The 26982-nt window shown below is 54.1% G+C and carries 28 protein-coding genes; 12 read left to right on the forward strand and 16 right to left on the reverse strand.

Annotated elements, in window-relative coordinates; translation table 11 throughout:
- A partial coding sequence (locus tag TH5_RS25935; protein ID WP_208638520.1) for a hypothetical protein occupies positions 1-246 on the reverse strand: 246 nt, incomplete at its 3' end.
- Between the two features lie 48 nt (positions 247-294).
- On the opposite strand from TH5_RS25935, the gene TH5_RS22465 reads away from it, so the two are divergent.
- Genes TH5_RS22465 through TH5_RS22480 form a run of 4 tightly spaced genes read left to right on the forward strand, consistent with a single transcriptional unit; the run spans position 295 to position 2926 of the window.
- Positions 295-1152, forward strand: coding sequence for a MotA/TolQ/ExbB proton channel family protein (locus tag TH5_RS22465; protein ID WP_114123757.1), 858 nt, complete (start codon positions 295-297; stop codon positions 1150-1152).
- A gap of 26 nt (positions 1153-1178) precedes the next feature.
- Entirely contained in the window at positions 1179-1568 is a 390-nt protein-coding gene (locus TH5_RS22470; RefSeq protein ID WP_062959827.1) for an ExbD/TolR family protein, read from the forward strand.
- The gene (locus TH5_RS22475) at positions 1565-1981 is read left to right on the forward strand and encodes an ExbD/TolR family protein (protein ID WP_097052300.1); all 417 of its coding nucleotides are present in this window, start codon (positions 1565-1567) and stop codon (positions 1979-1981) included. Before TH5_RS22470 ends, TH5_RS22475 begins: the two co-directional genes overlap by 4 nt.
- 3 nt (positions 1982-1984) lie before the next feature.
- Positions 1985-2926, forward strand: coding sequence for an energy transducer TonB (locus TH5_RS22480; protein ID WP_114123758.1), 942 nt, complete (start codon positions 1985-1987; stop codon positions 2924-2926).
- A 69-nt stretch (positions 2927-2995) separates the two neighbouring features.
- Here TH5_RS22480 and TH5_RS22485 read toward each other — a convergent pair whose 3' ends face one another.
- The 3 genes from TH5_RS22485 to TH5_RS22495 all read right to left on the reverse strand — a co-directional run bounded on the left by TH5_RS22485 (position 2996) and on the right by TH5_RS22495 (position 6630).
- Positions 2996-3286, reverse strand: coding sequence for a DUF2218 domain-containing protein (locus tag TH5_RS22485; RefSeq protein ID WP_062959830.1), 291 nt, complete (start codon positions 3284-3286; stop codon positions 2996-2998).
- 50 nt (positions 3287-3336) lie between these two features.
- Positions 3337-4473 (reverse strand): ABC transporter substrate-binding protein, encoded by a 1137-nt coding sequence (locus TH5_RS22490; RefSeq protein WP_114123759.1) that lies wholly within the window; start codon positions 4471-4473, stop codon positions 3337-3339.
- Between the two features lie 111 nt (positions 4474-4584).
- The gene (locus TH5_RS22495) at positions 4585-6630 is read right to left on the reverse strand and encodes a TonB-dependent receptor plug domain-containing protein (protein ID WP_114123775.1); all 2046 of its coding nucleotides are present in this window, start codon (positions 6628-6630) and stop codon (positions 4585-4587) included.
- Positions 6631-6793: 163 nt separating this feature from the next.
- On the opposite strand from TH5_RS22495, the gene TH5_RS22500 reads away from it, so the two are divergent.
- Positions 6794-7810: a helix-turn-helix transcriptional regulator gene (locus TH5_RS22500; protein WP_244205008.1), complete on the forward strand. Its 1017-nt coding sequence runs from the start codon at positions 6794-6796 to the stop codon at positions 7808-7810.
- Between the two features lie 11 nt (positions 7811-7821).
- Here the strand turns inward: TH5_RS22500 and TH5_RS22505 are convergent, their stop codons facing one another.
- Complete coding sequence (locus TH5_RS22505; protein ID WP_114123760.1) at positions 7822-9147, reverse strand: globin-coupled sensor protein; 1326 nt, start codon at positions 9145-9147, stop codon at positions 7822-7824.
- Between the two features lie 289 nt (positions 9148-9436).
- On the opposite strand from TH5_RS22505, the gene TH5_RS22510 reads away from it, so the two are divergent.
- From TH5_RS22510 to TH5_RS22520, 3 genes are all read left to right on the forward strand, one after another.
- Entirely contained in the window at positions 9437-9913 is a 477-nt protein-coding gene (locus TH5_RS22510) for a hypothetical protein (RefSeq protein ID WP_114123777.1), read from the forward strand.
- A gap of 141 nt (positions 9914-10054) precedes the next feature.
- Positions 10055-11149 carry a TRAP transporter substrate-binding protein gene (locus TH5_RS22515; protein WP_114123761.1) on the forward strand — a complete coding sequence of 365 codons (1095 nt, stop codon included), beginning with the start codon at positions 10055-10057 and terminating at the stop codon, positions 11147-11149.
- 253 nt (positions 11150-11402) lie between these two features.
- Complete coding sequence (locus tag TH5_RS22520) at positions 11403-12497, forward strand: TRAP transporter substrate-binding protein (RefSeq protein WP_114123762.1); 1095 nt, start codon at positions 11403-11405, stop codon at positions 12495-12497.
- 100 nt (positions 12498-12597) lie between these two features.
- On the opposite strand, the gene TH5_RS22525 is transcribed toward TH5_RS22520, so the two are convergent.
- The gene (locus TH5_RS22525; protein WP_114123763.1) at positions 12598-12990 is read right to left on the reverse strand and encodes a hypothetical protein; all 393 of its coding nucleotides are present in this window, start codon (positions 12988-12990) and stop codon (positions 12598-12600) included.
- Between the two features lie 134 nt (positions 12991-13124).
- On the opposite strand from TH5_RS22525, the gene TH5_RS22530 reads away from it, so the two are divergent.
- Positions 13125-17117, forward strand: a complete 3993-nt coding sequence (locus tag TH5_RS22530) for a NahK/ErcS family hybrid sensor histidine kinase/response regulator (protein ID WP_114123764.1) — start codon at positions 13125-13127, stop codon at positions 17115-17117.
- 258 nt (positions 17118-17375) lie between these two features.
- On the opposite strand, the gene TH5_RS25400 is transcribed toward TH5_RS22530, so the two are convergent.
- Both TH5_RS25400 and TH5_RS25715 read right to left on the reverse strand, forming a co-directional pair.
- Entirely contained in the window at positions 17376-17660 is a 285-nt protein-coding gene (locus TH5_RS25400) for a hypothetical protein (RefSeq protein WP_147250168.1), read from the reverse strand.
- A gap of 300 nt (positions 17661-17960) precedes the next feature.
- Positions 17961-18107 carry a hypothetical protein gene (locus TH5_RS25715; protein ID WP_167443634.1) on the reverse strand — a complete coding sequence of 49 codons (147 nt, stop codon included), beginning with the start codon at positions 18105-18107 and terminating at the stop codon, positions 17961-17963.
- A gap of 320 nt (positions 18108-18427) precedes the next feature.
- Between TH5_RS25715 and TH5_RS22540 the strand changes: the two genes are divergently transcribed.
- Positions 18428-18784, forward strand: a complete 357-nt coding sequence (locus TH5_RS22540; RefSeq protein ID WP_208638521.1) for a helix-turn-helix domain-containing protein — start codon at positions 18428-18430, stop codon at positions 18782-18784.
- Positions 18777-19637 (forward strand): ImmA/IrrE family metallo-endopeptidase, encoded by an 861-nt coding sequence (locus TH5_RS22545; protein ID WP_167443635.1) that lies wholly within the window; start codon positions 18777-18779, stop codon positions 19635-19637. The genes TH5_RS22540 and TH5_RS22545 overlap by 8 nt, the downstream gene beginning before the upstream one ends.
- A gap of 202 nt (positions 19638-19839) precedes the next feature.
- On the opposite strand, the gene TH5_RS22550 is transcribed toward TH5_RS22545, so the two are convergent.
- The 6 genes from TH5_RS22550 to TH5_RS22575 all read right to left on the reverse strand — a co-directional run bounded on the left by TH5_RS22550 (position 19840) and on the right by TH5_RS22575 (position 24766).
- Positions 19840-20019 carry a transcriptional regulator gene (locus TH5_RS22550; protein ID WP_114123767.1) on the reverse strand — a complete coding sequence of 60 codons (180 nt, stop codon included), beginning with the start codon at positions 20017-20019 and terminating at the stop codon, positions 19840-19842.
- 138 nt (positions 20020-20157) lie between these two features.
- Positions 20158-20772, reverse strand: coding sequence for a LysE family translocator (locus tag TH5_RS22555; RefSeq protein WP_114123768.1), 615 nt, complete (start codon positions 20770-20772; stop codon positions 20158-20160).
- 95 nt (positions 20773-20867) lie between these two features.
- The gene (locus tag TH5_RS22560) at positions 20868-21710 is read right to left on the reverse strand and encodes an AraC family transcriptional regulator (protein ID WP_114123769.1); all 843 of its coding nucleotides are present in this window, start codon (positions 21708-21710) and stop codon (positions 20868-20870) included.
- Between the two features lie 46 nt (positions 21711-21756).
- Positions 21757-22929, reverse strand: coding sequence for an AI-2E family transporter (locus TH5_RS22565; protein WP_244205009.1), 1173 nt, complete (start codon positions 22927-22929; stop codon positions 21757-21759).
- A gap of 172 nt (positions 22930-23101) precedes the next feature.
- Complete coding sequence (locus TH5_RS22570; protein WP_114123770.1) at positions 23102-23884, reverse strand: outer membrane protein; 783 nt, start codon at positions 23882-23884, stop codon at positions 23102-23104.
- Between the two features lie 246 nt (positions 23885-24130).
- Positions 24131-24766 carry a YdhR family protein gene (locus TH5_RS22575; RefSeq protein ID WP_114123780.1) on the reverse strand — a complete coding sequence of 212 codons (636 nt, stop codon included), beginning with the start codon at positions 24764-24766 and terminating at the stop codon, positions 24131-24133.
- A 270-nt stretch (positions 24767-25036) separates the two neighbouring features.
- On the opposite strand from TH5_RS22575, the gene TH5_RS22580 reads away from it, so the two are divergent.
- Positions 25037-25615, forward strand: a complete 579-nt coding sequence (locus TH5_RS22580; protein ID WP_114123771.1) for a TetR/AcrR family transcriptional regulator — start codon at positions 25037-25039, stop codon at positions 25613-25615.
- Positions 25616-25628: 13 nt separating this feature from the next.
- On the opposite strand, the gene TH5_RS22585 is transcribed toward TH5_RS22580, so the two are convergent.
- Both TH5_RS22585 and TH5_RS22590 read right to left on the reverse strand, forming a co-directional pair.
- On the reverse strand, positions 25629-26141 hold the full coding sequence (locus tag TH5_RS22585) for a hypothetical protein (protein WP_114123772.1): 513 nt from the start codon (positions 26139-26141) through the stop codon (positions 25629-25631).
- Positions 26142-26266: 125 nt separating this feature from the next.
- A complete protein-coding gene (locus TH5_RS22590; RefSeq protein WP_007092201.1) occupies positions 26267-26938 on the reverse strand; it encodes a response regulator in 672 nt (223 codons plus the stop codon).
- Positions 26939-26982: the final 44 nt, after the last annotated feature.

Below are 26982 nucleotides of genomic sequence, written 5' to 3' on the forward strand. Positions count from 1 at the left end.
CACAGGTTCGAATCCTGTCGGGCTCACCATTTCAAAACCCCTGGAACCCAAATGTTCCGGGGGTTTTGCTTTTCCATGGTCTTTTCTGTTTTCAAAACCGATTCCGTCCATCTTCAGGGTGTGCGACGGGCACTGTTTTACGTGCGATGCAATGCGGCCATGCGCGAAAAAAGCGCATCTTTTCGCAGTTGCGATTGCATCGCAATGTGATTTCTTGTAAGTAATGCAAATCAGTTTCAAATGCACCGGAGCAGGACGTCCGGTGCTGCTCGTATTTTGGATCGGAAGAGTTACATGCCTGAACCCGTAAACCCGCTGTCTGCATCACCGGATGCGCAGACTCCACTCGGCCTTGACGGTGCAACCACGGATGCCACCAACGGAGCAGTAACTCTTGATCCGCAAACCGGTTTGCCGATGGCGGATAACACTCTTGGCACCACCGAAAGCACAATTGTCCCGGACGCTATCAGCAGTCTGCCGGTTTATGATCTTGTTGATCGTGCCGGCGTTGTCGGCTGGGTCTTGGCGGCACTTGCGCTAATCGGGATGCTGATTTTCTTTTACAAGCTGGTTGGTTTTATCCGGCGGGGAATTTTTGCTGATGGTTTTGCCAAGGATGTCGAACGCCATCTTTCCAATGGTGATGACAAACAGGTTGCGCAAATCCTCTCGCGCCGCCGTCATCCGGCTGCCCGGATCGGTCTGTTTGGCATGACCCTGTCCGTGGCCAATTCGGAAAACCGCGAGGCGGCATCCGATATTATTGCTTCGCACGCGCGCAAGGAAATTGATGGTCTGAACAGCGGTTTGCGAATTATGTCGGCGATTGCGGTGCTTAGCCCGCTTCTGGGCCTGCTGGGTACCGTTATGGGCATGATTGAAGCCTTCCAGAAGATGGAAGGTGCCGGAAGCCGCATTGACCCATCCGTGCTTTCGGGCGGTATCTGGCTTGCACTTCTGACCACGGCAATCGGCCTTGTTGTCGCCATCCCGGCGACCGCGTTTCACATGTGGATGCAGGGCGTTATCGCCCGTGCCGCTGCGGTCATGGAAGATGTCTGCACCATGGTGATCAATCGTGGTGAACTGGCTCAGAAGGGGGCGCTTCGCGCGTCAAACGTCGCCGAGCTGCGCCAAGCGGCGGAATAAGCCCGAACAAGGTCGGAATACGCCCTATGCAATTGCGCGATCGAAATCGTGGTGCTTCGCCGATGATCGGCCTGACACCGCTGATTGATGTTGTCTTTATCCTGCTGATCTTTTTCATGCTGGCCTCCAGTTTCCTTGATTGGAAGGGTTTCGAGATGTCGGTGACTGTCACAGACGGTCAGGCGCGCAGCAGCAGCGACGTCCGTCCGGTAACGGTCAATGTTGATGCAAATGGTGGTTTGTCGCTGAATGGCGAAGCCGTGCCGATTTCCAATCTTGCCGCGGCCATTTTACGCAAACATGCTGGTGCCAGTGTTCATCTGCGCCCGGTCAACGGTGCCGATTTGCAGCATCTGATTGTTGTCATGGATGCGCTGGGACGCGGCGGTGTGACTGATGTGGATCTGATCGAATGAAGCGTCGTATCCAGGTCTCCGATGACAGCCCGGCACAGGAACCGATGTTGCCTTTGATCAACATCGTCTTTCTTTTGCTGATTTTCTTCATGATTGCAGGAAGCTTGCAAAAGCTGGGACCATTTGATGTGGACCCGCCGGCAAGTTCCACGGCCGAAAGCCAGCCCGAAGATACGATTGTGCTGTGGTTTGGCAAGAATGCCGAAATTGGCATTGATGATCGTCAGGGCAAGATTGCTGATCTGGCGGCTTTGCTACCAGCCGATTATGCCGGGCGGCCAGTCGAAATCCGGGCAGATCGCACCACCGAAGGCGCACGTGTCGTTGCCCTTTTGAAACGGTTGCAAGAGCTTGGCATTGAAAAGGTCCAGTTGATGACCGCCATGGAAGCAGATCAGGGCCAAGACGGATAGAAAATGTCGAAACGCATTGATTTCCTGATCGCGACCGGGTTGACCGGCATTGTTCTTGCCGGGGGTATTGTTCTTGCCATGCCTGAACCACAGCCTGCCGGTTGGGGCGGCGCGGGGGCCGTGCAAAGCATTAGCATCTCGCTAGGCCGCGGACAGGCGACCGAGGGTGAAGCTGAAACACCGGAAGAAAGTGCCGATTCAGAAGACAGCAAACAGGGTGAAAAACCGGTCGAGGAAGTAGAACCTCAACCGGAACCCGTTCCCGAGCCGGTTGTTGAGCCGGAGCCCGAACCAGAGCCGGAACCGGTTGTCGAAACCGTGCCTGAGCCCGAGCCCGAACCGGTCGTTGAACCGGAACCTGTTCCCGAACCTGTGGTCGAGGAAGTGGTCGAGGCCGAACCTGAACCGGTCCCCGAAGTCAGTCCTCTTCTGGCAGACGTCATGCCGGTCCGCAGAAAGCCCGAGCCACCCAAACCGACACCGGAACCGGCAAAAGCGCCCAAGCCTGTTGAAAAGGCCGCGGCCGAACCGGTCGAGCAGCCATCTGGCGGTCCGGTGGATTCAGTCAAATCCCAGGGGACGGTTGGCGAAGCAACCCAAAGTCAGGCCGCAAGTTCCGCGTCGGGCAGTGGCGGCGGTGCTGCAATGAGCAGCGCAGCATTTGTCGATTACCAGACAGCTGTTGTGCAGATGCTGATGCGTTATCGCGAATATCCTGATCGCGCCAAACGGCGCGGTATCGAAGGGCAGAATATGGTCCGCCTGATTATCGAGCGCGATGGCACGGTTTCCCTTTTTGAAATGATTAGCCCGAGTGGCTCATCCATTCTGGATCGCGCGACGCAGGATATGATTGAACGGGTCAAACGTTTTCCGCCATTCCCCGAGGATATGGCGCGCACAGAAATGACATTGACGATCCCGGTGATCTACGACCTTCGCTAAACAGAAAAATGCCAGTCCGGAAGACTGGCATTTTTTAGGACTGGCATTTTTTGTGTCAGAATGGCGGGCTTAGTCCGAACTGTCTTCCCAGACATATTCAATCTGTTCGCGCCATGCGAATTTATCCAGATGCGAAATGATGACGCCTTTCATGGCCTTGATCCCGTCGGCTTTCTCTGACTGTCCCTCAAAGCGCAGGGTGGTGTTATCGGCCTGAATGATGCATGGGCCCATCGGAAAGCTCACATGCCCCTTATCGGGGGTAAAATCGACTTCTACCTTATGGGCAAAGTGCTTGCACAGTTGTTGCAGATATTTGCTGGCATGTTCGGTCTGAACCGATCCTTTGGTTTTGAACATGGATTTACCGATCTCTGATGGTTTCTTATGAGGAAATTGATTGCAGGGGCTTAAGGTTGATCAAGGCCGATCCAGTAAACCCCATCCAGTGCCACCGGCTGGAACCGGTCAAAGAATTCGGCAAGGGTCGCGTCTGGATCAAGGTCGGAAAACTGATCGGGATGGAACCACTTCGCCATCGCCTGTAACAGTGTCACATTCATCGGCGTGTTATAGAAATGATGCCACGCGGCATAGACTTTGCCATGTTTAACTGCGTCAAGCTGTGGCAAGCCGGTGCGTTCCATGTTCTTGGCCAAGGACGCGCGTGATGTTTCGGCATCGGCGTAGGTTCCAAGTATGATACGGCCCACATTCTGCTCGTCGGTCATTGTTGCCCCGCCGATCGCGGTCGCCACATATATATCCGGTTGATCGACCAGTAGCTGTTCGACTGAAATCTGGCTGATGACCCCGGGAATCCGGTCTGCGAAGATGTTTTGCCCACCCGCCATTTCAACAAATTTGCCGATCATCTGGTTGCCCATCGCCTCGCAGCAGGAACCATGCAGGCCAACCCGGCTCTCAAGGAAAACCTTGGGTTTGTCAGAGATGGCTTGCAGGCCGGATGTGACCTTGGCCAGATTGTCTTCATAGAATTTGATGAATGCCTCGGCCTGATCTTCCTTGCCCATCAGTTTGCCAAGAATGCGGATGCTTTTGGGGGTGTTTTCAAACGGCTCGCTGCGGAAGTCGATCATGACAACCGGGATATGGGCCGCCCCGAATTGTCTTAGGACCTCGTGGCTATCCGATCCGGGGCCATGACCACCGTTTATACCGAAAATTGCAACATCGGGTTCAACTGTAATCGCTTTTTCGACGCTGAATGTTGCTTCGCCACTGCGCCCCACCAACGGGATATCGTCAATTTCGGGAAATTTTGCCTGATATTGGGCAAAGGTTGCGGGATCAAGGTTTTTAAATTCGCCCATCATTCCGGCAACCCAGCGGACCGGATTTTCGGGATCAAGGATGCCAAGGCTTGGCAAAAAGCGGCCTTCGCCAAGGATCATATGTTTAACGGGGACCTCAATGGTGACCTCGCGACCCGAGACATCGGTCAGCGTGATGGTTTCTTTGGCCTGGGCCAATCCGCCGATCATCGACGTGAGGGTCGCCAGAGCAAGAAGGCATTTGAATTTCATGGCAAAAGTCCTGCTGGAGTATTTATGGGGTGGCATACGTTCTGAAACGCCGAAATGGGCGGCACGAATGCCACCCATCACGGATTTCAAACCGGCTGGAAAATTGTCTGATCAGAACGTCACCTTTGCAGAAACAAGGAAGGTGCGTCCCGGTTCGTGATATGGTTCTCCGACTTGAGCACTGTCATAGCCCGGGGTTGCACGGTCGATATAGTCGCGATCAAAAATGTTCAGGGCATCAACGCGCAGGGTCACCGCGTTATTCAAAGCTTCCGGCGTCCATTCCCCGTAAAGATTGGCCACGAAATAGGTATCGAGTTTCGGGAAACCGTTTTCCTCGGGATCATCGTTTGCCAGAGCAAGTTCGGACGTTGTACCGACCCGCACACCAAGGTCATCCCATCCGTGTGCAACTTCAAAGGTGAAGATATCGCCCTGCAGAACGCCCTGATAGGATGCATTGGTGCTTAGAGGCGCATCACCATCTGTTTCGACATCCGTGTGGGAATAGGTCACACGGGCGAAACCCGGACCGTAGTTGTAAGCCGCTGACAGGTTGTAGCCCTGTGTAACGAGATCGATGGTTGTGTTGCGGTAAACCGTACTGCCAACCACGGATCCGGTCAGATCGTGGGAATCATCAATCTTGTTGTAGAACACGTTACCGTCAAGCGACCAGCCACCGTCCGAATAACGTGTGCCGACCTTGAAGTTTTTGGAGCGCGAAGGCGAAAATCCGTCATAATTCCAGACGCCACTGAAATTGTAGATCGCGGATTCACCAAGTGGAAGTCCGCCAAACTGTGTTCCAGCCCCGCCATAAACAGTAACCGTTTCAACGACATCGTACTCGGTATTCACGTTGCCGCTTAGTCCGAATTCCTCGAAATCGGTTCCGTCAACGCCTTCGAACCACTGACGGTCTGCACGGCCACCAAATGATACGCGCCAGTCATCGGTCAGCGACAGTCGGGCTTGCGAAAACGCACCGATGTTGGTTGTGGTTTCGCTATAGCTTCCGTCGCGGGGCGTGCGGTCATGGGTGCCGGTAGCTTCATCGTGATAGAAATCCAGACCGGCCGTCACATCGCCCATGCCGACATCAAATGTATTGGCAGCCTTGCCGTTGATGGTCTCGATCTCGGACTGTACATGATAGAAATTCGGGCCGCCCTGAAGGCGGGGAACATCAAGATTGGTTTTACTGTAATTCAGGCTGAATTCCGGTGCCAGCAGGTCTCCCGGCATTTCATCGACATAGCTGACACCCAGCGATGTATCCTTGTAGGAAATCCATTGTGGCAGTTGCCCGCCAGCAAGCGATCCGAAGTTCGGCCGGGCAGGGCGTACGCCCTCGTCTTCGAAATGGCTGGCAAAGGCTTCGATCCGCGATCCCTCGTTCCCGGTGAACGCAAATTTGCCAAGCCCATTCTTGCTGCCATCTGCGGTGCCGACGACTTCGTCGCCGTCGCCATCCTTGTAGTTGCCCTGATTGCTGTTCTGGACATAGCCAAGTGCTTCAAACCCATCATGCTGACCGGCAATCGTCAGCCATTCGCTAAAGCCTTTTGTATTGCTGTTATACTGGATTTTGGCCGATCCACCGAAAGGATCGTCCGGTGACAGAACGTCACGTGCATCCTTGGTTTCATATGCCACCGATCCGCCAAGCGCGTTCGGTCCCGCGTCGGCAGGCGCGACACCAGACTCAACGCGCACGGTTTTGAGCATGCCCGGATCAATCAGTGCCGTGCCGATATGGTGATAGGTTGAGTCAACCTGACGTGTGCCATCAATCTGGACATTGAGCTTGGTATTCTCGATGCCCTGCACATAGACCTTCTGGGAAATCTTGGTTGGCCCGCCAACAGTTACTGCGGCTTCTCCTGCAAAGACATCCTTGATGTCCTGGGGATTGGTGCGGTCCAGTTGTTCCTGGGTGATCGTTACACCACCGGCCGCCGTTTGGGCGGTATACCGGTCAGCGGTGACTTCGATCGGCGTCAGGATGGTTTCGTTTTCGGCTTTGGTTTCTTGTGCGATGGCTGCGACCGGCAATACCGTCAGGGCAACGCCGGCAAGCAGGGTTGCGCGGCACAGGCCATAAACCGGTTGACGGCATTTGCCCGGCAATACCGGTCTGGATGACTGCGACATGCTGATTTCCTTATCAAATAAATTTGCCAAATGCGAATGATTTTGAATATTATTAGCTGGGTGGTTCGGGCAATCGTAATACCGTTTGCGAGATCGCCATTGATGTTTGCGAAAACACAAATATCGCGTGTGGCAGGAAATCAGGACTTGGAAAGGCTTCGATATGGCGTTTGATCAGCAGCATGCGCCGCCACGGGTGCGGCGTAATGTGACACGGCGCGAAACCATCACTGGCCAGCAGCTTGAGGATTTTGGAACAGCGTTGCCTGGAAACGCGGCTGACGGTATTCGTCGTCGCCCGATGATGAGCGGACGGCTATCCAACGACAATCTTCAGTCATTCCTGAACATTCACACCACCGATACCGTTAGCATGCGGGATGCTGCGGTGAAATTTCCGGTCAATCCGGCGGTAACTGTGGCGATCGTATTGCGGGGCCGGGTACGCGGTGCGTTCGATAATGTCCCGTTTGACCTTGATGCCCGCATACAGCCGGTCGGGTTTATCTGGGCGTTATCCCAACCGGTCATGCTGCATCGAGAACTGCAAAAGGGTGACGATGTCAGCAAGGTGATGATTTCCGCAAAGTATGACTGGGTCGTCAAACGGGTTTGCAACGGTGACAGTCGACATGCAGCCATCAACGATTTCATTCATGCCGGGATTTCAGTGCGCCAATGGCAACCATCGCGTCGCGCAATCGCGCTTGCCGATCAATTGCTGTATCCGCCAACCGATGATCCGTTGTTTCGCGATTTGTATGCTGAAAGCCGTGGATTGGAAATTCTCGCCGAGGCACTCGGTTCGCTGCGCCCGGACGCTGAATTTATCGCGGAGGGAAGTGCCGAACCCGACGCACTTGAACATCACCAGAAGGCCCAGGAAATTCGCGATTATATCAAAGACCATATTCTTGATGATCTGACATTGTCAGGGCTGTCTGAAAAGCTCTGCATGAGCATTGCCAGCCTGCAACGCATTTTCAAGAATGCCTATGGCACCACTGTCAAGGATTTCATCCGCGAGAGCCGCCTGATCGCAGCGCGCGATGCCATGGAAAAAGACGGCCTGACGATTGGTCAGGCCGCCTGGATGGCTGGATATTCAAGTCCGGCAAATTTTGCAACCGCGTTCAAACGGGTCTTTGGCATCTCACCTTCCGATGCAAGGGACCGGTAAAACCGCTTCCCTCAACTGGTTTCTGTCAATCGAGATACAAAGTTGTTCACATCGGTCTTAAGCTGGCGGGAATGCTGTTTAAGAACCTGCGAAACCTTGTAAACTTCTTCTGCGACCGTTCCGGTGCGATGCGCGGTGCCGCTGACCGATTCCAGACTGGTGTTGACATTGCCGTTTGCCGACGAAACGGATGTGATATTCGTGCTGATTTCCGTCGTTGCAGCGGCTTGCTGTTCGACCGCCGCCGAAATGGCGGTGATGGAATCAACAATTGAACTGATTTGGCCTGCAACCTCGCGGATTGCTGTAACTGCGGCCGATGTATTCTGCTGCACATTGTTGATCTGGGCGGTGATATCGCCGGTTGCCTTTGCCGTCTGGTTGGCAAGGTTTTTGACCTCGCTTGCGACCACGGCAAAGCCTTTGCCCGCGTCACCGGCGCGTGCCGCCTCGATGGTGGCGTTCAGCGCCAGAAGGTTGGTCTGATTTGCAATTTTATCGATCAGATCGACAACCGTTCCGATTTGCTCGGCGGAGACATTCAGCGATTCAATGACATCCGACGTCGCCTGCACGGAACTTTCAACTTCGTTTGATACGGTCGAGGCACGCGAAATCTGGCTTGAAATCTCGCGAATGGAACTGTCAAGTTCTTCGGCTGATCCTGCCACTGTCGATGCATTTGAAGCCGATATCTCGGCGGCGGATTTTGCATTTTCCACCTGTTCGGTGGTTTGCCCCATGCTGCTGATCAGGGTTTCCGAGGCGCTTGACATGTCTTCTGCCGAACTTGCCAGTGCTTCGACGACCTTGGATACGGTTGCCTCGAACTCGCCCGACATTTTCGCCAGACGGTTGCTGTATGTTTTCTGGGTTTCCTCGTAATAGACGGTGATTGCCATTTCCATATCGACAAGAATGGCGTTTGTTGAGGCCGTCACGATTTGGGAAACTGCTGAATCTTTGCGGAAATATGCATAAAGAATGTCGCAAAGCCGGGCGAGCAGAAAGTTGTATGCCGAAACATAGGATTCAGGTGTCAAGCCAATGATTTCATGGGCTTTCCCGATCCGGCGTACATCGTCGTAATAGACCTGATCAAATGTACCGTCGAACAGCTTTGCCCAGTGTTTGCGCTGTGCATTTTTCAAGCGTTCGATATTTGATGGATCACCGATAATTTTTGCCAGATCACCGCGGGCCATCACCTTGCGGTAAAATTCGTCCAGTATCGGGGCCAGATTTTTTTCGATTATTGGCCATGCCTTTTTCAGATGAGCCGCTTTCCTGTCATCAAAATCGATGAATTCAAGACGGCGTTTAAGTTCCTGATGCATTCTTGTCCCTCGTCGCTCGCTATCACTAATTTCCGGGGTGCGGGGCAGTACCTTAGGTTGGATATGAAGATTATAATGTTAACTATCCAAAAGGGTGGGGAAGGTTCGGTTTTGAAGTGAACTTTCAAAATATAACGTTTTCTGCCAATTGTTTGCAGCATTATCTAATAATATATGGCGCAACAAATGCAACTATCGCGGGCGTTTTGTGTGGCCAAGATCACGAATGTGTTTCTGGTACGTCGTCAGGCAGATCAATTCTGTCCCTGATGAACGCAAAGGAAACATCATGCCGATCAATGCCAACCAGTTGCGTCAATCCATTGTTCGACCTATTCTGCAAAATCTTGGTCTGTGGTCACAGGCCGCGGAAAATCTGATCATGGGAACCGCCGCCCAGGAAAGTGGCCTTGGCACCTATGTTGAACAGGTCGGCGGTGGTCCGGCCCGCGGGATTTTCCAGATGGAACCAGCAACACTGAATGATTGCTATGTCAATTTTCTGGATTACCGGGCCGATCTGAAGGCCAAGATTGATGCCTATCTGGCGCCGCAACCTGACAAGGCAACGCAGTTGGCAACCAACAATGCCTATGCTGCTGCCATGTGCCGGGTTCGTTATATGCGGGTCAGTGCCGCCTTGCCCGATGCAAATGATATCCCCGGTCTGGCGGCCTATTGGAAGCAGTATTACAACACTGCCGGTGGCAAGGGGACGACGGACGAGTTTATTGCCAATTACAATCGTTACCTTGGCGGCAGCTAAGCTGCCGTAACGTCGGCGAAAAAATCCGCATTGTTCTACGCAAAAATAGTGGCATATGCGCGATCTTTTCGCCAAAATCCCCCAACGCTTAGCGGTGATTGCGCAAAAAATCACCAAAGTAAAAGAGTTTAGGGGGTTACAATGAAACGTCGTCAGTTCCTTAAAGGGGCCGGTATTGGTGCCGGTGCCGCGGTTGCGGCCAGTGTTGCCGCACCGGCCATCGTATCCGCACAGGAAAGCCTGAATTGGCGGATGGTCATGCCGTGGCCCAAAGGGACGCCGGGCCTTGGCACCAATGCCGAAAAATTTGCCGCCATGGTCAAGGAAATGTCCAATGGCCGTCTGAGCATTTCGGTTTTTGGTGCGGGCGAAATCGTCCCGCCGTTCGAATGCATGGATGCGGTCGAACAGGGCGTGGTCGAAATGGCGCACGGTACCCCTTATTACTGGCAGGGCAAGAACCCGGCGCTGAACTTCTTTTCGACCATTCCGTTTGGTCTGACGGCATGGGAACTTTCCGCTTGGCTGCGCTTTGGTGGCGGGCAGGAGCTTTGGGAAGAAGCCTATGCCGAGTTTAATGTTGTGCCGTTCTATGCCGGTAACTCGGGCATGCAGGCAGGTGGCTGGTTCAACAAGGAAATTAATTCGGTTGAGGACCTTAAGGGCCTGAAAGCCCGTTATGCCGGTCTGGGTGGCGAAGCGATGCGCCGTTTGGGTGCAAACATCACCATGCTGCCGCCGGGCGAAATTCTGCCTGCCATGCAGTCCGGTGCGATTGATGCCGCCGAATGGGTCGGTCCGTGGAACGACCTTGCATTTGGCCTCTATCAGGTTGCCAAATTCTATTATACCCCGGCGTTCCATGAACCCGGACCGGGCCTTGAAATCTTTATTTCCAAGGAAAAGTTTGATGCGCTTGGCACCGATCTGCAGGCGATCATCCGTTGTGCCGCGCAGGCGATTGCCGAGAACACGCTGGCCGACTTTACCTACAATAACCTGCAATCCTATCAGCCGTTGATCGACAAAGGGGTTGAAGTGCGCCAGTTCTCGGACGATGTCATTCTGGCACTGGCCGAACAGTCGAATGCCGCCGTCGAAGAGATTGCCGCCAAGAATGATCTGAGTGGCAGGATCGCTGAAAGCTATCTTGCGCTGGTCAAGAAGGCCGCCCGTTACGGCAAGGAATTCGAGGCGACCGGTCTTTTGCAGCGTGCAAAGGTCTGGGGCTACTAAGTTCGGATACGGAAATATAATCATCGGAAAACGGGGTTGCCTTCGGGCGGCCCCGTTTTTGTTTGTCACACTTAGGGGTGAAAATTGACCGGCCTTATATACAAGCCATGCGTGTGGCGGGATGCTGCATCCCGCAAAGATGAATTGTTGGGGGCGGCAAAAACGCTAACTTCGAACGCTTGCAAAGTTACGAATGTAATATTCGAAGCTGTTTTGCGCAAAAAATTGCCAATATGAATTGGGGAGCCCCACAATGAAACGTCGTCAGTTCCTGACGGGTGCCAGCATGGCCGCCGGTGCCTTTGCCGCCAGCAGTGTCGCACCTTCAATTGCCAAAGCCGATGAACAGATCCACTGGCGCATGGTGATGCCCTGGCCGAAAGGTACGCCGGGCCTTGGTGCCAATGGCGAAAAATTCGCCGAGCGCGTGACCAAAATGTCAGGCGGCCGCCTTAAGATCACCGTTTACGGCGCAGGCGAACTTGTTCCGGCATTCGAATGCATGGATGCGGTCGAGCAGGGCGTTGCCGAGCTGGCACATGGCACCCCCTATTACTGGGCGGGCAAGGATGCCGGTGTAAACTTCTTTTCGACGATCCCGTTCGGCCTGATGGGCTGGGAGCTTTCGGGCTGGCTGCGTTTTGGTGGCGGGCAGGAGCTTTGGGATGAGCTTTATGCCCAGTTCAACGTCAAACCGTTCGCTGCCGGGAATACCGGTTTGCAGGCTGGCGGCTGGTTCAACAAGGAAATCAACACCGTCGAGGACATCAAGGGCATCAAGATGCGCTATGCCGGGATCGGTGGTGAAGCCATGCGTCGCCTGGGTGCCAATGTGACGATGTTGCCCGCAGCCGAAATCCTGCCGGCCATGCAGTCCGGCGCGATTGATGCCGCCGAATGGGTTGGCCCGTGGAATGACTACGCGTTTGGTCTGACGCAGGTTGGCAAATATTATTACACGCCGGCCTTTGCCGAGCCGGGCACGGGGATTGAAGTGTTTGTCAACAAAGACAAATTCGCGGAATTGCCCGAAGACCTTCAGGAAATCTTTGCCGTCGCCGCGCAGGCCAATCTTGAACAGACGCTGGCAGATTTCACCTTCCACAACATTCAGTCCTATCAGGCGGTGTTGGCCAAGGGGGCGGAAATCCGTCATTTCAGCGATGATGTGATTGGAGCCCTTGCGACCGAGGTCAAGGCAGCGGTCAAGGAAATCGCCGATCAGAACGAACTGAACGGCCGCATTCATGCGTCCTACATGGATTTCGTGAAAAAGGCTGCACCGTATGGCAAAGAGTTCGAAGCCACCGGCCTTTTGCAGCGTGCCAATGTCTGGGCCGATGCGTAACAGGCTTTCGGTCTGATCGTAGACGAAAAACAAAAGCGGCATCTTTGGATGCCGCTTTTTTCATGCCAATGGAACCGGCTCACAGAACCGGGGCAGATGCCTAATGCACGGTTGGCGAACCGGGGGGCAGGGGCAGGTCGAAGGTGAATTTGTCCTGACCTTCATATTCTTCAAGCGCGATCCGCTTGACCAGTTCCGAACCGAGCGCCAGCGAGGTTTCAATCGCCCATTTAAGCTGATTTACCGCCCCTTCGTTACCCGCGGCGAGGGCTTCGGGGAGGATGCGTTCCTGCAGGAATTTGGCAACCCCGGCAAAGGCACGGGCGGCACTTTCGCAATTGGCACGTTCAACAACAAAGCGTCCGGAATGTTCGATGGCGGTCGCGATGCCGGAAAGATGGCCCATCATGACCTTTATCTCGCGGTCGTCGCTTTCGGTTTTCTTTGCGACAAAGCGCAGAATTCCGGCGTAAAATCCATAATCGGAAGGCATGTCGATCCTGATCGTTCTTGGTCTTTGGTCGGGTTTGGATTTGCGTCGTTTTAGTCCATAAGCGCGCCGTGGTATAGTCTAAACGCCAACCGCCTGATCTGGCGGCATTATCGATACGCGGAGCCATAAGCCGGATGCTTCAGGGCGGACTTATTTTCATTGTTGCCATGGCCTATATCGGGCTTCTGTTTGCGATTGCGCATTATGGTGACAAATATGCGGAAAAATGGCGGGCATCACGCCTGAAGCCCAGCATCTATGCGCTTTCGATGGCGGTCTATTGCACAAGCTGGACGTTTTTCGGGTCGGTCGGGACCGCATCCACACGCGGCTGGGCGTTCCTGCCGATCTATATCGGTCCGATCATCATGATGGTTGTCGGTTTTGGTGTGATGACCAAGATCGCCACCGTGTGTCGCGAACAGAACATCACCTCCATCGCCGATTTTCTGGGCTCGCGATATGGCAAAAGCCAGAGCCTGGCAGCACTTGTGGCGATCATTGCCGTGATCGGGGTTCTGGCCTATATCGCGCTTCAGCTCAAAGCGGTTTCGCTGTCATTCGATGTTCTGATCGGCGAGGTCGGCGAACAGATCGTGCGCCACAGTGCCGCAGATTTTTCCAAGGATACGGCGTTTTACGTCACCATTCTGATGGCGGTTTTCGCGATCCTGTTCGGGGTGCGTTATATCCATGCGTCCGAACATCATGACGGGCTGATCCTTGCGGTGGCGTTCGAAAGCCTGGTCAAGCTGGTGGCCCTCTTATTCGTCGGGCTGTTTGTGGTTTACGGCCTGTTTGACGGTTTTGGCGACATGCAAATTCGGGCCGCAGCCAATCCCGACATTACCGAAATGTTCAAGCCCGATGCCTGGCTGACATCGCATTTCTTCATTTCGACCCTGCTGGCGCTGTTTGCTATTTTCTGTCTGCCGCGCCAGTTCCATGTGACATTTGTTGAAAATGACGACAGCCGGAATTTGAAATCGGCGCGCTGGCTGTTTCCGGGTTATCTGATTGCGATCAATATTTTCGTCGTGCCGATTGCGATTGCCGGGATTCTGCTGTTTGGCGGTGATCCGGCGGTCAATCCCGATACGTTTGTTCTGACCCTGCCGTTGCTTGGCGGGGAAAACTGGCTGGCGGTGTTTGCCTTTGTCGGGGGGCTTTCGGCCAGTACTGGCATGGTGATCGTATCCTGTGTCGCGGTGTCCACGATGGTCTGTAACGATCTGGTCATGCCGCTTTTGCTGCGGTCGCAGAAATTGCAGGGGAGGTTTGCCGGGGATGTCAGCCAGGTTCTGCTTAAAGTCCGCCGGGCCGCGATCATTGCCATCCTGTTTCTGGCCTATGGCTTTTACCGGTTCCTGTCGGAAAAATACGCGCTGGCCGATATCGGGCTTTTGTCCTTTGCCGCAGTGGCGCAATTCGGCCCGGCGGTTCTGGCGGCGATTTACCTTAAATCGATCAACCGCACCGGGGTTCGCATCGGTCTGATTTCCGGTTTTGTGCTGTGGACCTACACCCTGCTTCTGCCAAGCTTTATCCAAAGCGGTCTGTTGCCGATGTCGATCCTGACGGAAGGACCACTTGGCATTGGTATCCTGCGCCCGCAGGCGTTGCTGGGTGTGGGGATCGAGGATCATCTGACCCATGGGGTTGTCTGGTCGCTTGGGGTTAATTTCGTCCTGATGTTTGTCGGATCGGCGATTGGTGTGCAGGGTGTCACCCAGCGCCGTCAGGCCCAGCTTTTTGTCGATATCTATCGCAAGGATACCAAGGCGCGCAATGACACATGGCCCGGTCGCGTGACCCTTGGCGATCTTGAAGACCTTGCCGCGCGCTTCCTTGGCAAACACTGGGCGCAACGTGCGTTTCGCACCTACCTCAAGCAGCGCGGGGATGACAGCAAACGATCCGACATTGCCGATTTTGATGCGGCGAATTTCACCGAACATCTGTTATCGGGCGCGGTCGGGGCGGCGTCATCGCGCGTGGTGATGGCGCTTCTGCTGCCCGATAAGGCCGTATCGCGACGTGATGCGATGGAGCTTCTGGATGAAGCGTCCGAGGCGATCAAATTCAATCGGGACCTTTTGCTCAATACGCTTGAAAACATTTCGCAAGGGGTCGGGGTGTTTGACCAGAATTTGCGTCTGGCGACCTGGAACCATCGCTTTATTGATCTGCTGGGCATCACCGCAAGCGACATTCAGGTCACGTTGCCATTATCGGAACTGGTGGATATCTGCCGCGATAATGGTGCGCGCGCGGTTGATATCGATATCCTTCTGGGTCGTAATGCCGCCCCTCAGATGCGCAGATTGCCCCATACCTACGAGCGCAAGCGGGCAGATGGCATGGTGCTTGAAATGCGGACCAACCCGATGCCCGATGGCGGGTTTGTCGCGACCATTGCCGACATCACGGCCCGTGTCCGGACCGAAGAGGCATTGCGAGAGAGCGAGCGCAACATTCGCATCTATACCGATAACATCCCGGTCATGATCGCCTATGCCGACAAAAATCAGCGGCTGCGTTTTACCAACCGACCGTATGAGCGGATGTTTGGCATCCGCCGGATCGAGGCGCATGGCATGGCGGTACGTGAAGCGGTGGGCGAGGAGCGTTATGTCCGGCTGGAGCCGATGATCCGCGCGGTACTGGAAGGCTATCGCCAGAGCTTCGAGATCGATTTCCCCGCCCCCAAAGAAGGCTGGGGCAGTGGCAATGGTGACGGTGACGTGCGCAGCGAACGCGAAGCCCGCTATGCCGAGGGGACATATATCCCGCACTTTGACGAAACCGGCGAAGTGCTTGGCTATTTCTGTATCTATCACGACATTACCGAACGCCGGAATGCCGAACGCGCGCTTAAGGACGCCAACGAGGGGCTGGAAGCGCGCGTGACGGAACGTACCCACGCGCTTGAGGAACTAAACTCCGAGCTTTCGGTTGCCAAGGAACAGGCCGAAACCGCGAACGATACCAAGACCCGGTTCTTTGCCGCGGCCAGCCATGACCTTTTGCAGCCGTTAAATGCCGCGCGGCTGTTTACCGTGGCGCTGGGGGGCAAGGAGCTTCGCGACGATATCCATGATCTGGTTAACAAGGTTGATCTGTCGCTGAAGGGGGTTGAGGAACTGCTCAACGAGCTTCTGGATATCTGCAAGCTTGATGCCGGGGCCATGCAGCCCACCATCCGTGATTTCCGGGTTTCGGATGTGCTTAATGCGCTCAAGACCGAATTCACCCCGGTTGCGGAAAAGGCCGGGCTTCGGTTTGCGGTTCATCCGCGCGATGTCTGGGTGAAAAGCGACAGCAGGCTTCTGCGCCGCATCCTGCAAAACTTCATCTCCAACGCGCTGCGCTATACCCGCCATGGCGGGGCGGTGGTCGGCTGCCGGATGCGCGGTGACAAGATCAGGATCGAGGTCTGGGATAGCGGGCCGGGTATCCCCGAGGACAAGCTTAAGATCATCTTCCGCGAATTCCATCGCCTTGAGGGGCCGGAAACCACCGATGTGAAGGGGCTTGGCCTTGGCCTTGCGATTGTCGATCGTCTTGGCCGGTCGCTTGATCATGCGGTTTCCGTGCGCTCCCGCCCGGGGCGGGGGACGGTTTTTTCGGTCGATGTGCCGATTGGCCAGATGGACGAAACCGCATTGCCCAAACCGCGCCGCCGCATGGCCGGCGAACTGGGCGGTTTGCGCGTCCTTTGCATCGATAACGAACCCGATATCCTTGATGGCATGCGCGCCATGCTGGAAAACTGGAATTGTGTGGTGGGGACTGCGCGGTCAGGGATTGATGCTGAGAAGCTTCTGGTTCCGCAGAAAGTAATGGCGGACAAGGAGGGATTCGAACCTGTCTTTGCCCCCGATATCATCCTTGCCGACTATCACCTGAGTTCCGGCGAAACCGGGCTTGATGTCCTGATCAGGCTCCGGGACCAACACGGTTTTGATATTCCCGGCGTGTTGATTACGGCGGATCGCAGCACCGAGACGGCGGAGCTGATCAAGGCACAGCGATTCGCCTTGCTGAACAAACCGCTGCGCCCGGCGAAACTGCGTGCCCTTATGACGCGGGCATTGACCCGGCAAAGTTCGGATGCGGCGGAGTAAGGCAGCATAGGTAATTGAAAAATAAAACCTTTTCAAGGGATTCGGATTTTTTGCAAACTCCCTGAAAATTGTTCTTGATTTGTTCTCTCGTTTGTGGCATAAAGACAAAGTCAACGGGAGAAATGCACCCGGACCGAAAACCCGCAAAGCGTGATTCGCTTTCGCGGGTTTTTGTGTTTTGGGCCAAAGACAGGAAGACGACGATGACGGTGCAACGATCTGACAGGTCGAAAGGACGACGGCGACATCGCCAAAGGATCATGACTGGCGGGTGGAAAAGTCATTACGGCGGTATTGCATCCGGGTGATGAGCTCGAAGGGCGTTTGCGGAAAATTGGTGTGAATCATGACGGGAGAGTTGTGCCCTTTGGGTGGGGGCAGGCCGTTCGGAGCAGGGTGATCCGGGGCGAGGCGATGCCGGGGATCATCCGGCCCGACTTGGCGACGGAGCCGATAGCTGCCTTCGGAAATGCCGGTAGGTCGATCACCGATGGCGACAAGTGCGCCTGCCTTGCGTTCGTCGACCGCCACTGGTGCGACCATCTTGTATCATTGTCAGGTGGGACGGGGACTGCCGTTGTTGGAAAAGGTGACCTCGTGCTCATTGGCCTGTTTGATCAAACCGGCTTCGATATTCTTGCTGCAGAAGTCTGGCTGATTGCTGTGCCGAAATGGTGGACGTGATCCGGGCTCAGCATTTCTCGCTGCTCAATGAGCCGATGTGTTCGTCAAAGCTGTGCCCTTGAAGGCAGTGGTGTTTAATTGGACGTAGCGGAGTAAGTGTCCGTAGGAGTGCCTTCAAACGAGAAGGGACGAATTACTAAATTCGTCCCTTCTTATTTACTATTTCTTCTTGCCTGTTTTTTTATCGGGCGCTTGAGTAAGGGCTGATCCTGCAACACTTTTTGCACTTTTTGACGAGGATGGGCTTTTCAATATTTTTGCAGCTTTAGAAGCTACTGCTTTTGAAGTTTTTTCATTCTTTGCCATAACAAAGTCCCCTTATGCGTATTGTGTTAATTTCCATGAAACTGCCTTGTTGCCATAAGGGGGCATACGATTTCCCTTTGCAATCGGTGCAGTGGTTGTCGGAGACCCGACTACTTTCCAAACTCCGCTCTCAGGGCAAATTTGTCCTGTGCTTGCGGTTGTTCCAATTGGGACTCGTGCCATAGTAATTACCTTTCATGTTGTGGCCTGTAAAAATCAATAAGGCCGATTTCGTATAATTATATAGAACGAGACGTTTGTCAACAATACAGGTATGATTTTGTGAAACTAAAAAGAACATCGGTGGCTGTTAGTGAACTATGCTGCTTGCGAACTTTGAGGGTGTGATGAGTTTAGCTGCGAAATTGAGTAAAGAAAGACTTAGAAAAGGCCAATCTTTACAGGAGGTTGCCGACGATATTGGAGTTTCTAAAACTCATATATGGCAGTTGGAGAAAGGGAGGAGCGTTAACCCCTCGCTTGATCTGATTACCAAACTCGCTAACCATTATGATGTTTCGATTCGGTTCTTGGTTGGCGAAGATATGGAGCAAAATGACGATGAGGACTTGATCAAAATGTTCAGGCAAGTCGGCCAGCTTGATGAGAATGATCGATTCCTTATAGATCAAATGGTTCAATCATTATTGGCTCGGAAGGAGAAGAATGATGCTTGAAATTGATAGAATGCTAATAGATGACGTTGGTGGAAACCCTGTCTTGTTAGCAGATTCAATAATTAAACAAATTCCATCTGATCTTCCGAGTGTTCCATTGAGGGAAATCGCTGCCGCAATTGATATAGTAGAAATAAGAGAGGAGAATCTGTCTGGTCTTGAGGGGGTTATGATTGTTGATTCTGGAAAATCAAGTGGAGGAATAATAGTAAATATTAATAGTTCGAGAAAGCGAAAGAGGTTTACTATAGCTCATGAAATTGGTCACTATGTTAATCCATACCACTTGGTAAATAGTTCGGACGGGTTTAGGTGCTCAAGGAGCGACATGAGTATATCGTTTGCTAACCCGAATGATCGCCGTGCTAAAATGGAATTGGAGGCAAATATTTTTGCTTCTAATATTTTGATGCCTACAGAATGGGTGAGAAAATATTTATCGACAATTCAAGGCGTTGAGTTGAGCCATTTGATTAAAATGGCAGATAAATTTGATGTCAGTAAGGAAGTTGCTATTCGGAGGTATCTTAATTTTGCAGATGAGCCAACTGCGGCGGTTTTTTCTAAGGACGGGGTTATTCGTTACATCGTGACCACATCAAAATTTCCTAGATTATCGGTATGGAATGGCAATCCAATACCAAAAGATAGAAGTGATAATAGAAAGTTTGAGGAAGGTTATATTTCGGAGGTGGAAGAAGTTCCTAGCTATTTTTGGTTTGAAAATAATAATGACATTCATGTTTATGACCAGAAATTGGTTCAGAGAAATGGTTATCAAGTTAATTTGATTTCTATAGAAGAAGATGACGACAATGATTCATATTGGGGCGAGCCAAAATTTAGAAGATGATCTATTTTTTGTTTTTTTAAATTAATTAAATTATTGTTGTATGATATTTGTTTTTTTAATGGTGTCGATGCGATGTTTTTTTGGTGCTATATATCCATTTTATTTAATTGATAAAAGTTGACGTGTGTAAACTGTTGCCGTGTCAATTTGTGACATTCTCTACACTGCTGATCATTTCGCTCCATATCAAATTGGACGGACTCTATTGAACGGTGCGCGATACTGAAAACCTTGCCGTTTCATATTGGTCGATCAGGATGCCAAGTTTTTCAAGCTGATCTGCTTCCGGGCTGTCCGGTTCGGCACCCGAAAGCGTTTCGAACAATTGAGGCGCTGATTGATAATCAGCATCGGTTCTGATCGGTTTACGTGTCGTGTTCATTTTGCCGTTCTTGCCGATACCCGCTACAATCTGGCGACAGAAACCGGATTATTCCCATCACCGTTCAAAGCCTGCCGTAAAATAGCATAGTTTCAAAACTCGAGCATCAGGGCTTGTCTTGGTTACGGAAGGCGCGCCCTATCTTTGGGTAAATGCCAGTTTTGCCCCCAACAATACAAGCATCCCGGCAAAGCTTTTCCCCAGCCAGTTCATGACCTTTGGCCGCTCGACCACGTGGCTTCTTAGCGCACTGGCAAACAGGCCGTAGACGATGAAGACCGCAAAGGTGAGTGCCATGAAGGTCAGGCCGAGCAGGATCATCTGGGCGGTGGTTTGGTCGGCGTTGGGGGTGACGAATTGCGGCAGGAAAGCCAGAAAGAACAGCGAGAGTTTCGGGTTCAGCGCATTTAGCAGGATGCCGTCGCGGATGATTTTGGCGGCATGGACCGGATCGGACTTGGCACTGACTTTCATCGCACCCGTGCCGCGCCACATGCCCCACGCCATGTAAAGCAGCCACGCCACGCCAAGATAGCGTAGGGTTTCAAAGGCAAGCGCACTGGTGTGCAGTAGGGCCGCAAGGCCAAGGATGCTTGCCCCCATGGCGGGCAGGATGCCAAGCGTGCAGCCAAGGGCCGCCCAGATGCTCGCCCTCATGCCGCGCCCAAGGCCAATGGCAAGGGTATAGATCACACCCGTACCGGGCAGCAGGACGACAACAAGCGAGGTCAGAAGATATTCGGGACTGATCATGGTGGCTTGGTTCCGTTTTGTGGTTTGACCTGATCAGCCCAGTTAAGCGCGTTTTGATCCGATATTCTTGAACGGAATTGCAGGCCGGAAATGGATCAGTTTGCCCGCAACGCTTTGGCATACCTTCCGGGCGACAGGCCATAGGCGCGGGTGAAATGCCGGTTCAGGTGGCTTTGGTCGGCAAAGCCGGCGGTCGCGGCGACCTCGGCCAGTGGGGTGCCGGTTGCGATCAGGCGACGGGCGAGGTCAAGGTGGCGCTGGATGATATAGGCATGCGGGGTAAGCCCCGTTGCGCGGGTGAAATGGCGGACGGTCTGAAAGCGGCTGAGCCCCGCCGTGCTGGCAAGATCGGCCAGCGAGAGGTTTTCGTCCGGGGCGTCATCAATCATGGATATGGCGCGCGCGATACTGGCATCGGCACCGCTTCGTGACCGGTGATGATAAGGATCGGGTTCGCCCGGTACGATGATCGCGTGATGGAGCAGAAGAAACAGCATTTCTTCGCGCCGGAGGCCTGCGTTTTCATGATCGCCTTTGGTGATGGCAGCAAAAAGATCCGCAAAGCAGTGCGCGACGGCGGAGGATGTCATGACCGGGTTGGTGAATGTGTATTCGCCCGATTTGCCGTCCGTCATGTCGCGTGCCGCGTTCGCAATCAGGTCCGGGTCGAAATAGAGCATGTTCCAGCCACGCGGGCTTTGGCCAATCGGGGTGCCGTCATGGACTTCGCGGGGATTGACCGTGATGATGTTGCCCGCACCGGCTTCGACCATGCCGCGCCCCGAAAGCGATTTTTGCGCGCCCTCAAACATGAAACCGATGCCAAACTGTTCATGACTGTGTTTGGCAAAGCTGTGGCGTGTCTTGGCCATGATGGCCAAAACGCCGGTGCAGTCATGAGACAGGATGCGAAACGGTTCGTTTGATGCGTCAGACATGCCAGAAGACTGGCAGTTTTTGCGCTATTTCGCAATCGGGTCGCAGTCAGTTGCCGTTATTGTTGTTCGTGTTGTTGGGGCCGAGCATTTCGCGCAGGCCGCCCAGCCCTTCGACATGTTTGGCAAAGACACTGATGACGATCAGAAGCGGTACGGCGACCAGCACACCGATAAAGCCCCAGATCCAGCCCCAGAACGCAATGGCGAGAATGATCGCGACCGAGTTGATGCGAAGCCGGTTGCCGACAAGGGCCGGGGTCAAAAACTGTCCTTCGATGGCGGTGCAGGCGAGATAGATTGCCGGTGGCAGCAGGGCCGCGGTTGTGGTCGGCATGGAAACCAGTGCCACCATGCCGACAATGCCGATGCCGACAACAGCCCCCAGAAGCGGTACGAAATTCAGGATCGCGGCGACAATGCCCCATAAAACCGGATTGGGCATGCCGACAATGGCAAGGAGGCTTCCGATGAAGATGCCAAGCCCGATATTGATGGCTGATATGGTCAGCAGATAGCGCGAAACTTCGCGTTCGATATCGTGCGCGATGCGCAGTCCCTTTCGCCGGTCGCCAAAGGTTGGCAGGGCACGGACCATTTTTTCATAGACCATATCCCCCGATGACAGAATGAACAGCAAAAGCACGAGCATCAGCGCAATGCCGGCAACGATTTCCGGTGCGCCCTGAGCGGCCTGGCTGATCATGGTGGGTTCCTGCACGACGACCTTTTGCGTGTCGGCTCCGTCATTCTGATTGGTGGCTTTTTCCACCTGTTTTTGCACATCGCGGAGCTTTTCAAGCGGTCCGCCCAGATCGGCAAGGCGCAGGCGCAACTGACGTTCGATTCTGGGGGCGTCATCGATCCATTTTGATACCGGTTCGCTCAGGCCATAAATCCCGGCAAGCACCGATGCGGTCAGGGTCAGGACAATCGCAAGCGCGGTCAGGCTTTGCGGAATGCGATAGCGGGCCAGTGTGCGCACGACGGGCGAGAATACCAGTGCCAGCAAGAAAGCCAAAATGACCGGTAAAATCAGGCTTTGGGCGATGTAAAAAGAGCCAAAGGCCAGAATAACGAAGGTGCCGATGACCGATACCGTACGCGCCCGGCGATAGGCGCGTGCGCGCGCACTTAAGGCGCGTTGTTCGGTATCGTCGACACTATTTGCGTCACCGATTGTATCATGTGCATTTTCGGGGGCGGTGACGGGGTCGGTCATGCAATCTGCTCCGGACGGGATTCTGCCGGGCATGATGCGTAGCGGCAGGAGGGTGACCAGCCTTTAACGTCTTGTGACAGGGTGATGTTCCGCCGGGATGAATGTAAGTGGCTGATAAAGCAAAACGGCGCCCGAATTGGACACCGTTTTGAGCCAGACATATGTCAGAAGATCAGAAGCGTTTGATCAATGCAAAGCGGACATTGTGCGACTGGAAGTCGCCGTCATAAGAAAAGTCTGCGCCCGCGCCACCCTGACCAATGTCTTCGTCGCCGTTCACAATGGACGGGAAATAAGTCATGACATAGTCCCCGCGAAGGGACCAGCCATTGCCGATCAGATACCCGGCCCCGATGCTGCCCGATACGCCGAATGCCGTTTGCGTGTCGGTAAATGTATTGTTTGTACCTGTACCGAAAGTATCGGTGAATTTATGGGTGGTTTTGAACCGGCTTATCGATGGACCCGCCGCGAGATATATTTGCCATCCCCCGGTCGCATAGCCGATTTTGGGGCGGATGCTAAAGGTGAAATCCGATTCAACGGTGGTTTGGGATGTAAAGGTGTTGGCCGGAGACGTATCATACGCGGTCCGGCCATGGCTTTCTGATTCGGAAAACGGCATGAATGTCAGATCGCCTTCCACCCCGTAAATCATATTACGGTCCTGATGGTCGTATCCGAACAGGGCAGAGCCGGTGACATCAAAGCCCTCGATCGTCTCATTGAGGATCGGGGTCAGTTGTGATCTGTCACTTGCGGTACCATTGTCTGTGAAATAGCCGGTATACAGCACGTCGGTGTCCGGCTTTGCCGCACTATATGCGCCACCAAGTGCCAGACCACCATAAAAGCCGGACCAGTCTGTTTCAGCAGAGGCGTGGGAGGCCACGGCACACAGGGTGACGGCTGCGATACCGGCACACGAAATACGTGATTTTAGATGAAAGCGCATGATTTTGTGGCTCTGTTTGCTATCGCAGTCTGTCGACGGGGCGACAAGGTGAATAATGAATGATTATTCAATAGCATAGCCAAATTCAACGCGAAATAGAAATAATTTGTCAGAAGATTGTCGCAGCGATCCGTCAGGCGTCGAAGGACCGACAGTTTGCGCAGGATGGCGCTGCCGATCTGTTCGACGGGCGCGCAAGGCAGAATGGCCCTGCGCGCCCGTGCGGCTTATGTCGGGATGGTGGAATCAGCCATAGAAGGGCGATGCCATATCGCGGCTGGCGGCCTCGGTCACGGTGGCGTCAAAAATGCGGGTATAGAAGGCGGCATCAAGGGCTCTGGTTTCCGTCGGGAAGTAATCAAGGGCAAAGCGTTTGGCGTTTTCGATGCTGTCAAAGGCATAGAAGCCGCCGACCGTGCCGGTGTGAAGGCCGCTTAACCACGTTTTGGCCAGAAGGCCCGGCTGCTGTTTCAGGACCGGGTTGAAGGTCCGCCACGGGCCATTGTCAAACGGCAGCACGTGAAGCTGGACTTCGGTGTAAACGAAGGCGGCCGGTTTGACATCGAGTTTTGCACCGTAATGCACAGAATTCATGTCGATGCTGGCTTCCGTAGTGGCAAGCGCATTAAAGACGCGGGTGGTTTGCGCCACGCCGAAATTCCGTGCTTCGGCGGGGAAATAGCCGGTGACGAACTTTTTGGCATTTTCGATGGTGTCAAAGGCATAAATGCCGCCCGCCGAATTGTTACCAAGCCCCGAGAGCCAGGTTTTGTTGAGGAAGCCCGGCTGGGTCTTGATGGTGTCATTGATGTTTTGCCATGGCACCTGATCAAAGGGGGCGGAGATTTGCAGTTCGGTATAGACGAAGGCGTTCTGTGACATCTGAGTATTTCCCGGATTTGAAGTGATGGCTGCCGCACGTGAGCGTGACGGCAGAAGGAGGCCTGTGCCCGCCATCGCGGCGGTGCTGCTTTAGAAAGTCGCGCCGCCCGAGCCGGTTTAGGCTGGTTTGGTTGTGGGGTTCTGGATCTGTTGTCATGGTTCTGATCCGTGTGAGGTTAAGAAGTATAACGATCGTTATTTAAATAACTGATCGACAAATCCGGACCTGTCAATTAAAAATATAACGACCAGTATATTTTTGAGGGTCCGATGGTCAAAAACCAGACACGCAAAGAGGAAACCCGGCGCAATATCCTTGACGCGGCAAGCCGCGGATTTCGCGAAAAGGGCTTTGCCGGGGTCGGTGTTGACGGGATTTCCAAGGCGGCACAGGCGACATCGGGCGCGTTTTACGCCCATTTCGGATCAAAGGATGGTGCGTTTCTGGCAGCGCTTGAGCTTGGCCTTGACGAGGTGATTGACGGGGTTCCGCGGTTTCAGCGCGATTTTGGCGATGGGTGGACCGATGCCTTTATCGAGTATTATCTGGGGCGCGATCACAGGGCCGATCTGGCATGCGGGTGCGCGATGACCAGCCTGTCGCCGGAAATGTCACGCGCCGATGCGAAAAGCCGCGCCTTGTATGATCGGAAAATGCAGACCATTGCCGGACTGGTGGCGAAAGGATTACCGCAATTCCCCGCCGATCAGCGGCTGGCAAAGGCATGGGCGTTTCTGGGGATTTTGATCGGCGGGCTTACGGTGACGCGCGCACTTAGTGACGATTCCGCGATTGAGGCGGTATCGGGCGCGGTAAAGAATGCGGCCAGTGATTTGCTGCGGGTCTAGGCGCTGGGGTGCATCAGCCCTGAAGGATGGCGGTGCGTTTTTCATCGAAGCGGGCATTTTCCGCGGCAATGTTTTTGGCAAACTTTTCATAGGCCGTGTCGGCCCTGGCCTGCAGGCCGCTTCGATTATCGCGTACTTCGTCGGCATTTTCGGCGCGTTCGGCGGCATTCTGGAATTCCAGCTCGGCCTTTTCCAGTTCGCCATGCAGTTCTTCAAGATGGGTGGTGATCGCCTGATCGTGCTGCGCATTTAGCGTCGCCAGTTCGCGGCGAAGGGTATCGGATGGATTGGCCGGTGCGGACGGTGCGTTTGCATCATTGCCGTAACCACGTGAGAGCGGATCAATACCGGTATTGGCGCGCACATCTTCGGCAGCCTTGCGGATGGTGTTGCCGATAACGTCACCCAGAATTTTGGCCATGGCGGCGGTGGTTTCCGGATTTTGCTGGGCAAAGGCCGGGGCAGGGGCCGTGACGGCAAGCGATGCGGCAATCGCCATGGCAGACAGCGATAGGGATTTCTTCATCTGGTGATCTCCTGTGCAGGGCAAGGGGGCGTTGCACAGGAAGCATCACGCGCAATTACGGTGATAAGTTGGTGCCGGTCTGGCAGGGACGTGACAGTTCGGGAAAGTGATGCGAGGCGTAACTGTTACGCGTCGATGGCCGGTTCCTGCAATTGCAGTTCGCGGGCCATGATGACGGCCTGTGTGCGGCTATGGACCGACAGTTTGCGCAGGATGGCGGAAACGTGGGCCTTTACGGTGGCCTCGGTCACGTCAAGTTCGTAGGCGATCTGTTTGTTCAGTTTGCCTTCGGTCAGCATGTTGAGCACGCGCAATTGCTGTGGCGTCAATTGGCCGATTTTTTCGGCAAGGCCGGTGGCCTCGTCATCGGCGGGACCGTTTTCGATGGCATCGCGCGCCCAGTCGGGCATCCACATATCGCCATTCAGAACGGTGCGGATGGCGGTGCCGATTTGATCGACGGGGGCGGATTTTGGCACAAACGCCGAGGCGCCATATTCAATCGAGCGGCGGACAACCGGTAGTTCCTGACTGGCCGAGACGATGGAAACGGGAATGTCGGGATAGGAAGCGCGCAGGGTGAACAGGCCGGTAAAGCCATTCATGCCGGGCATATGAAGATCAAGCAGCACAAGATCGATATCGCCACTATGGGCTTCGATCTGTTCGATGGCTTCGGATAAGCTTCCGGCCTCGTATAGGGTGACGTTTTCCAATTCTGATGACAGGGCCTGTTTGAGTGCACCGCGTACAAGCGGATGATCGTCTGCGATCAGAATCTGGAAGCTGTCAGCCATTGGCGGTTTCCCCGGAAGTTATTTCCCCGAAAGGTCGCGATTAT

It is taken from the genome of Thalassospira xianhensis MCCC 1A02616 (assembly GCF_003326475.1).
GTDB lineage: Bacteria > Pseudomonadota > Alphaproteobacteria > Rhodospirillales > Thalassospiraceae > Thalassospira > Thalassospira xianhensis.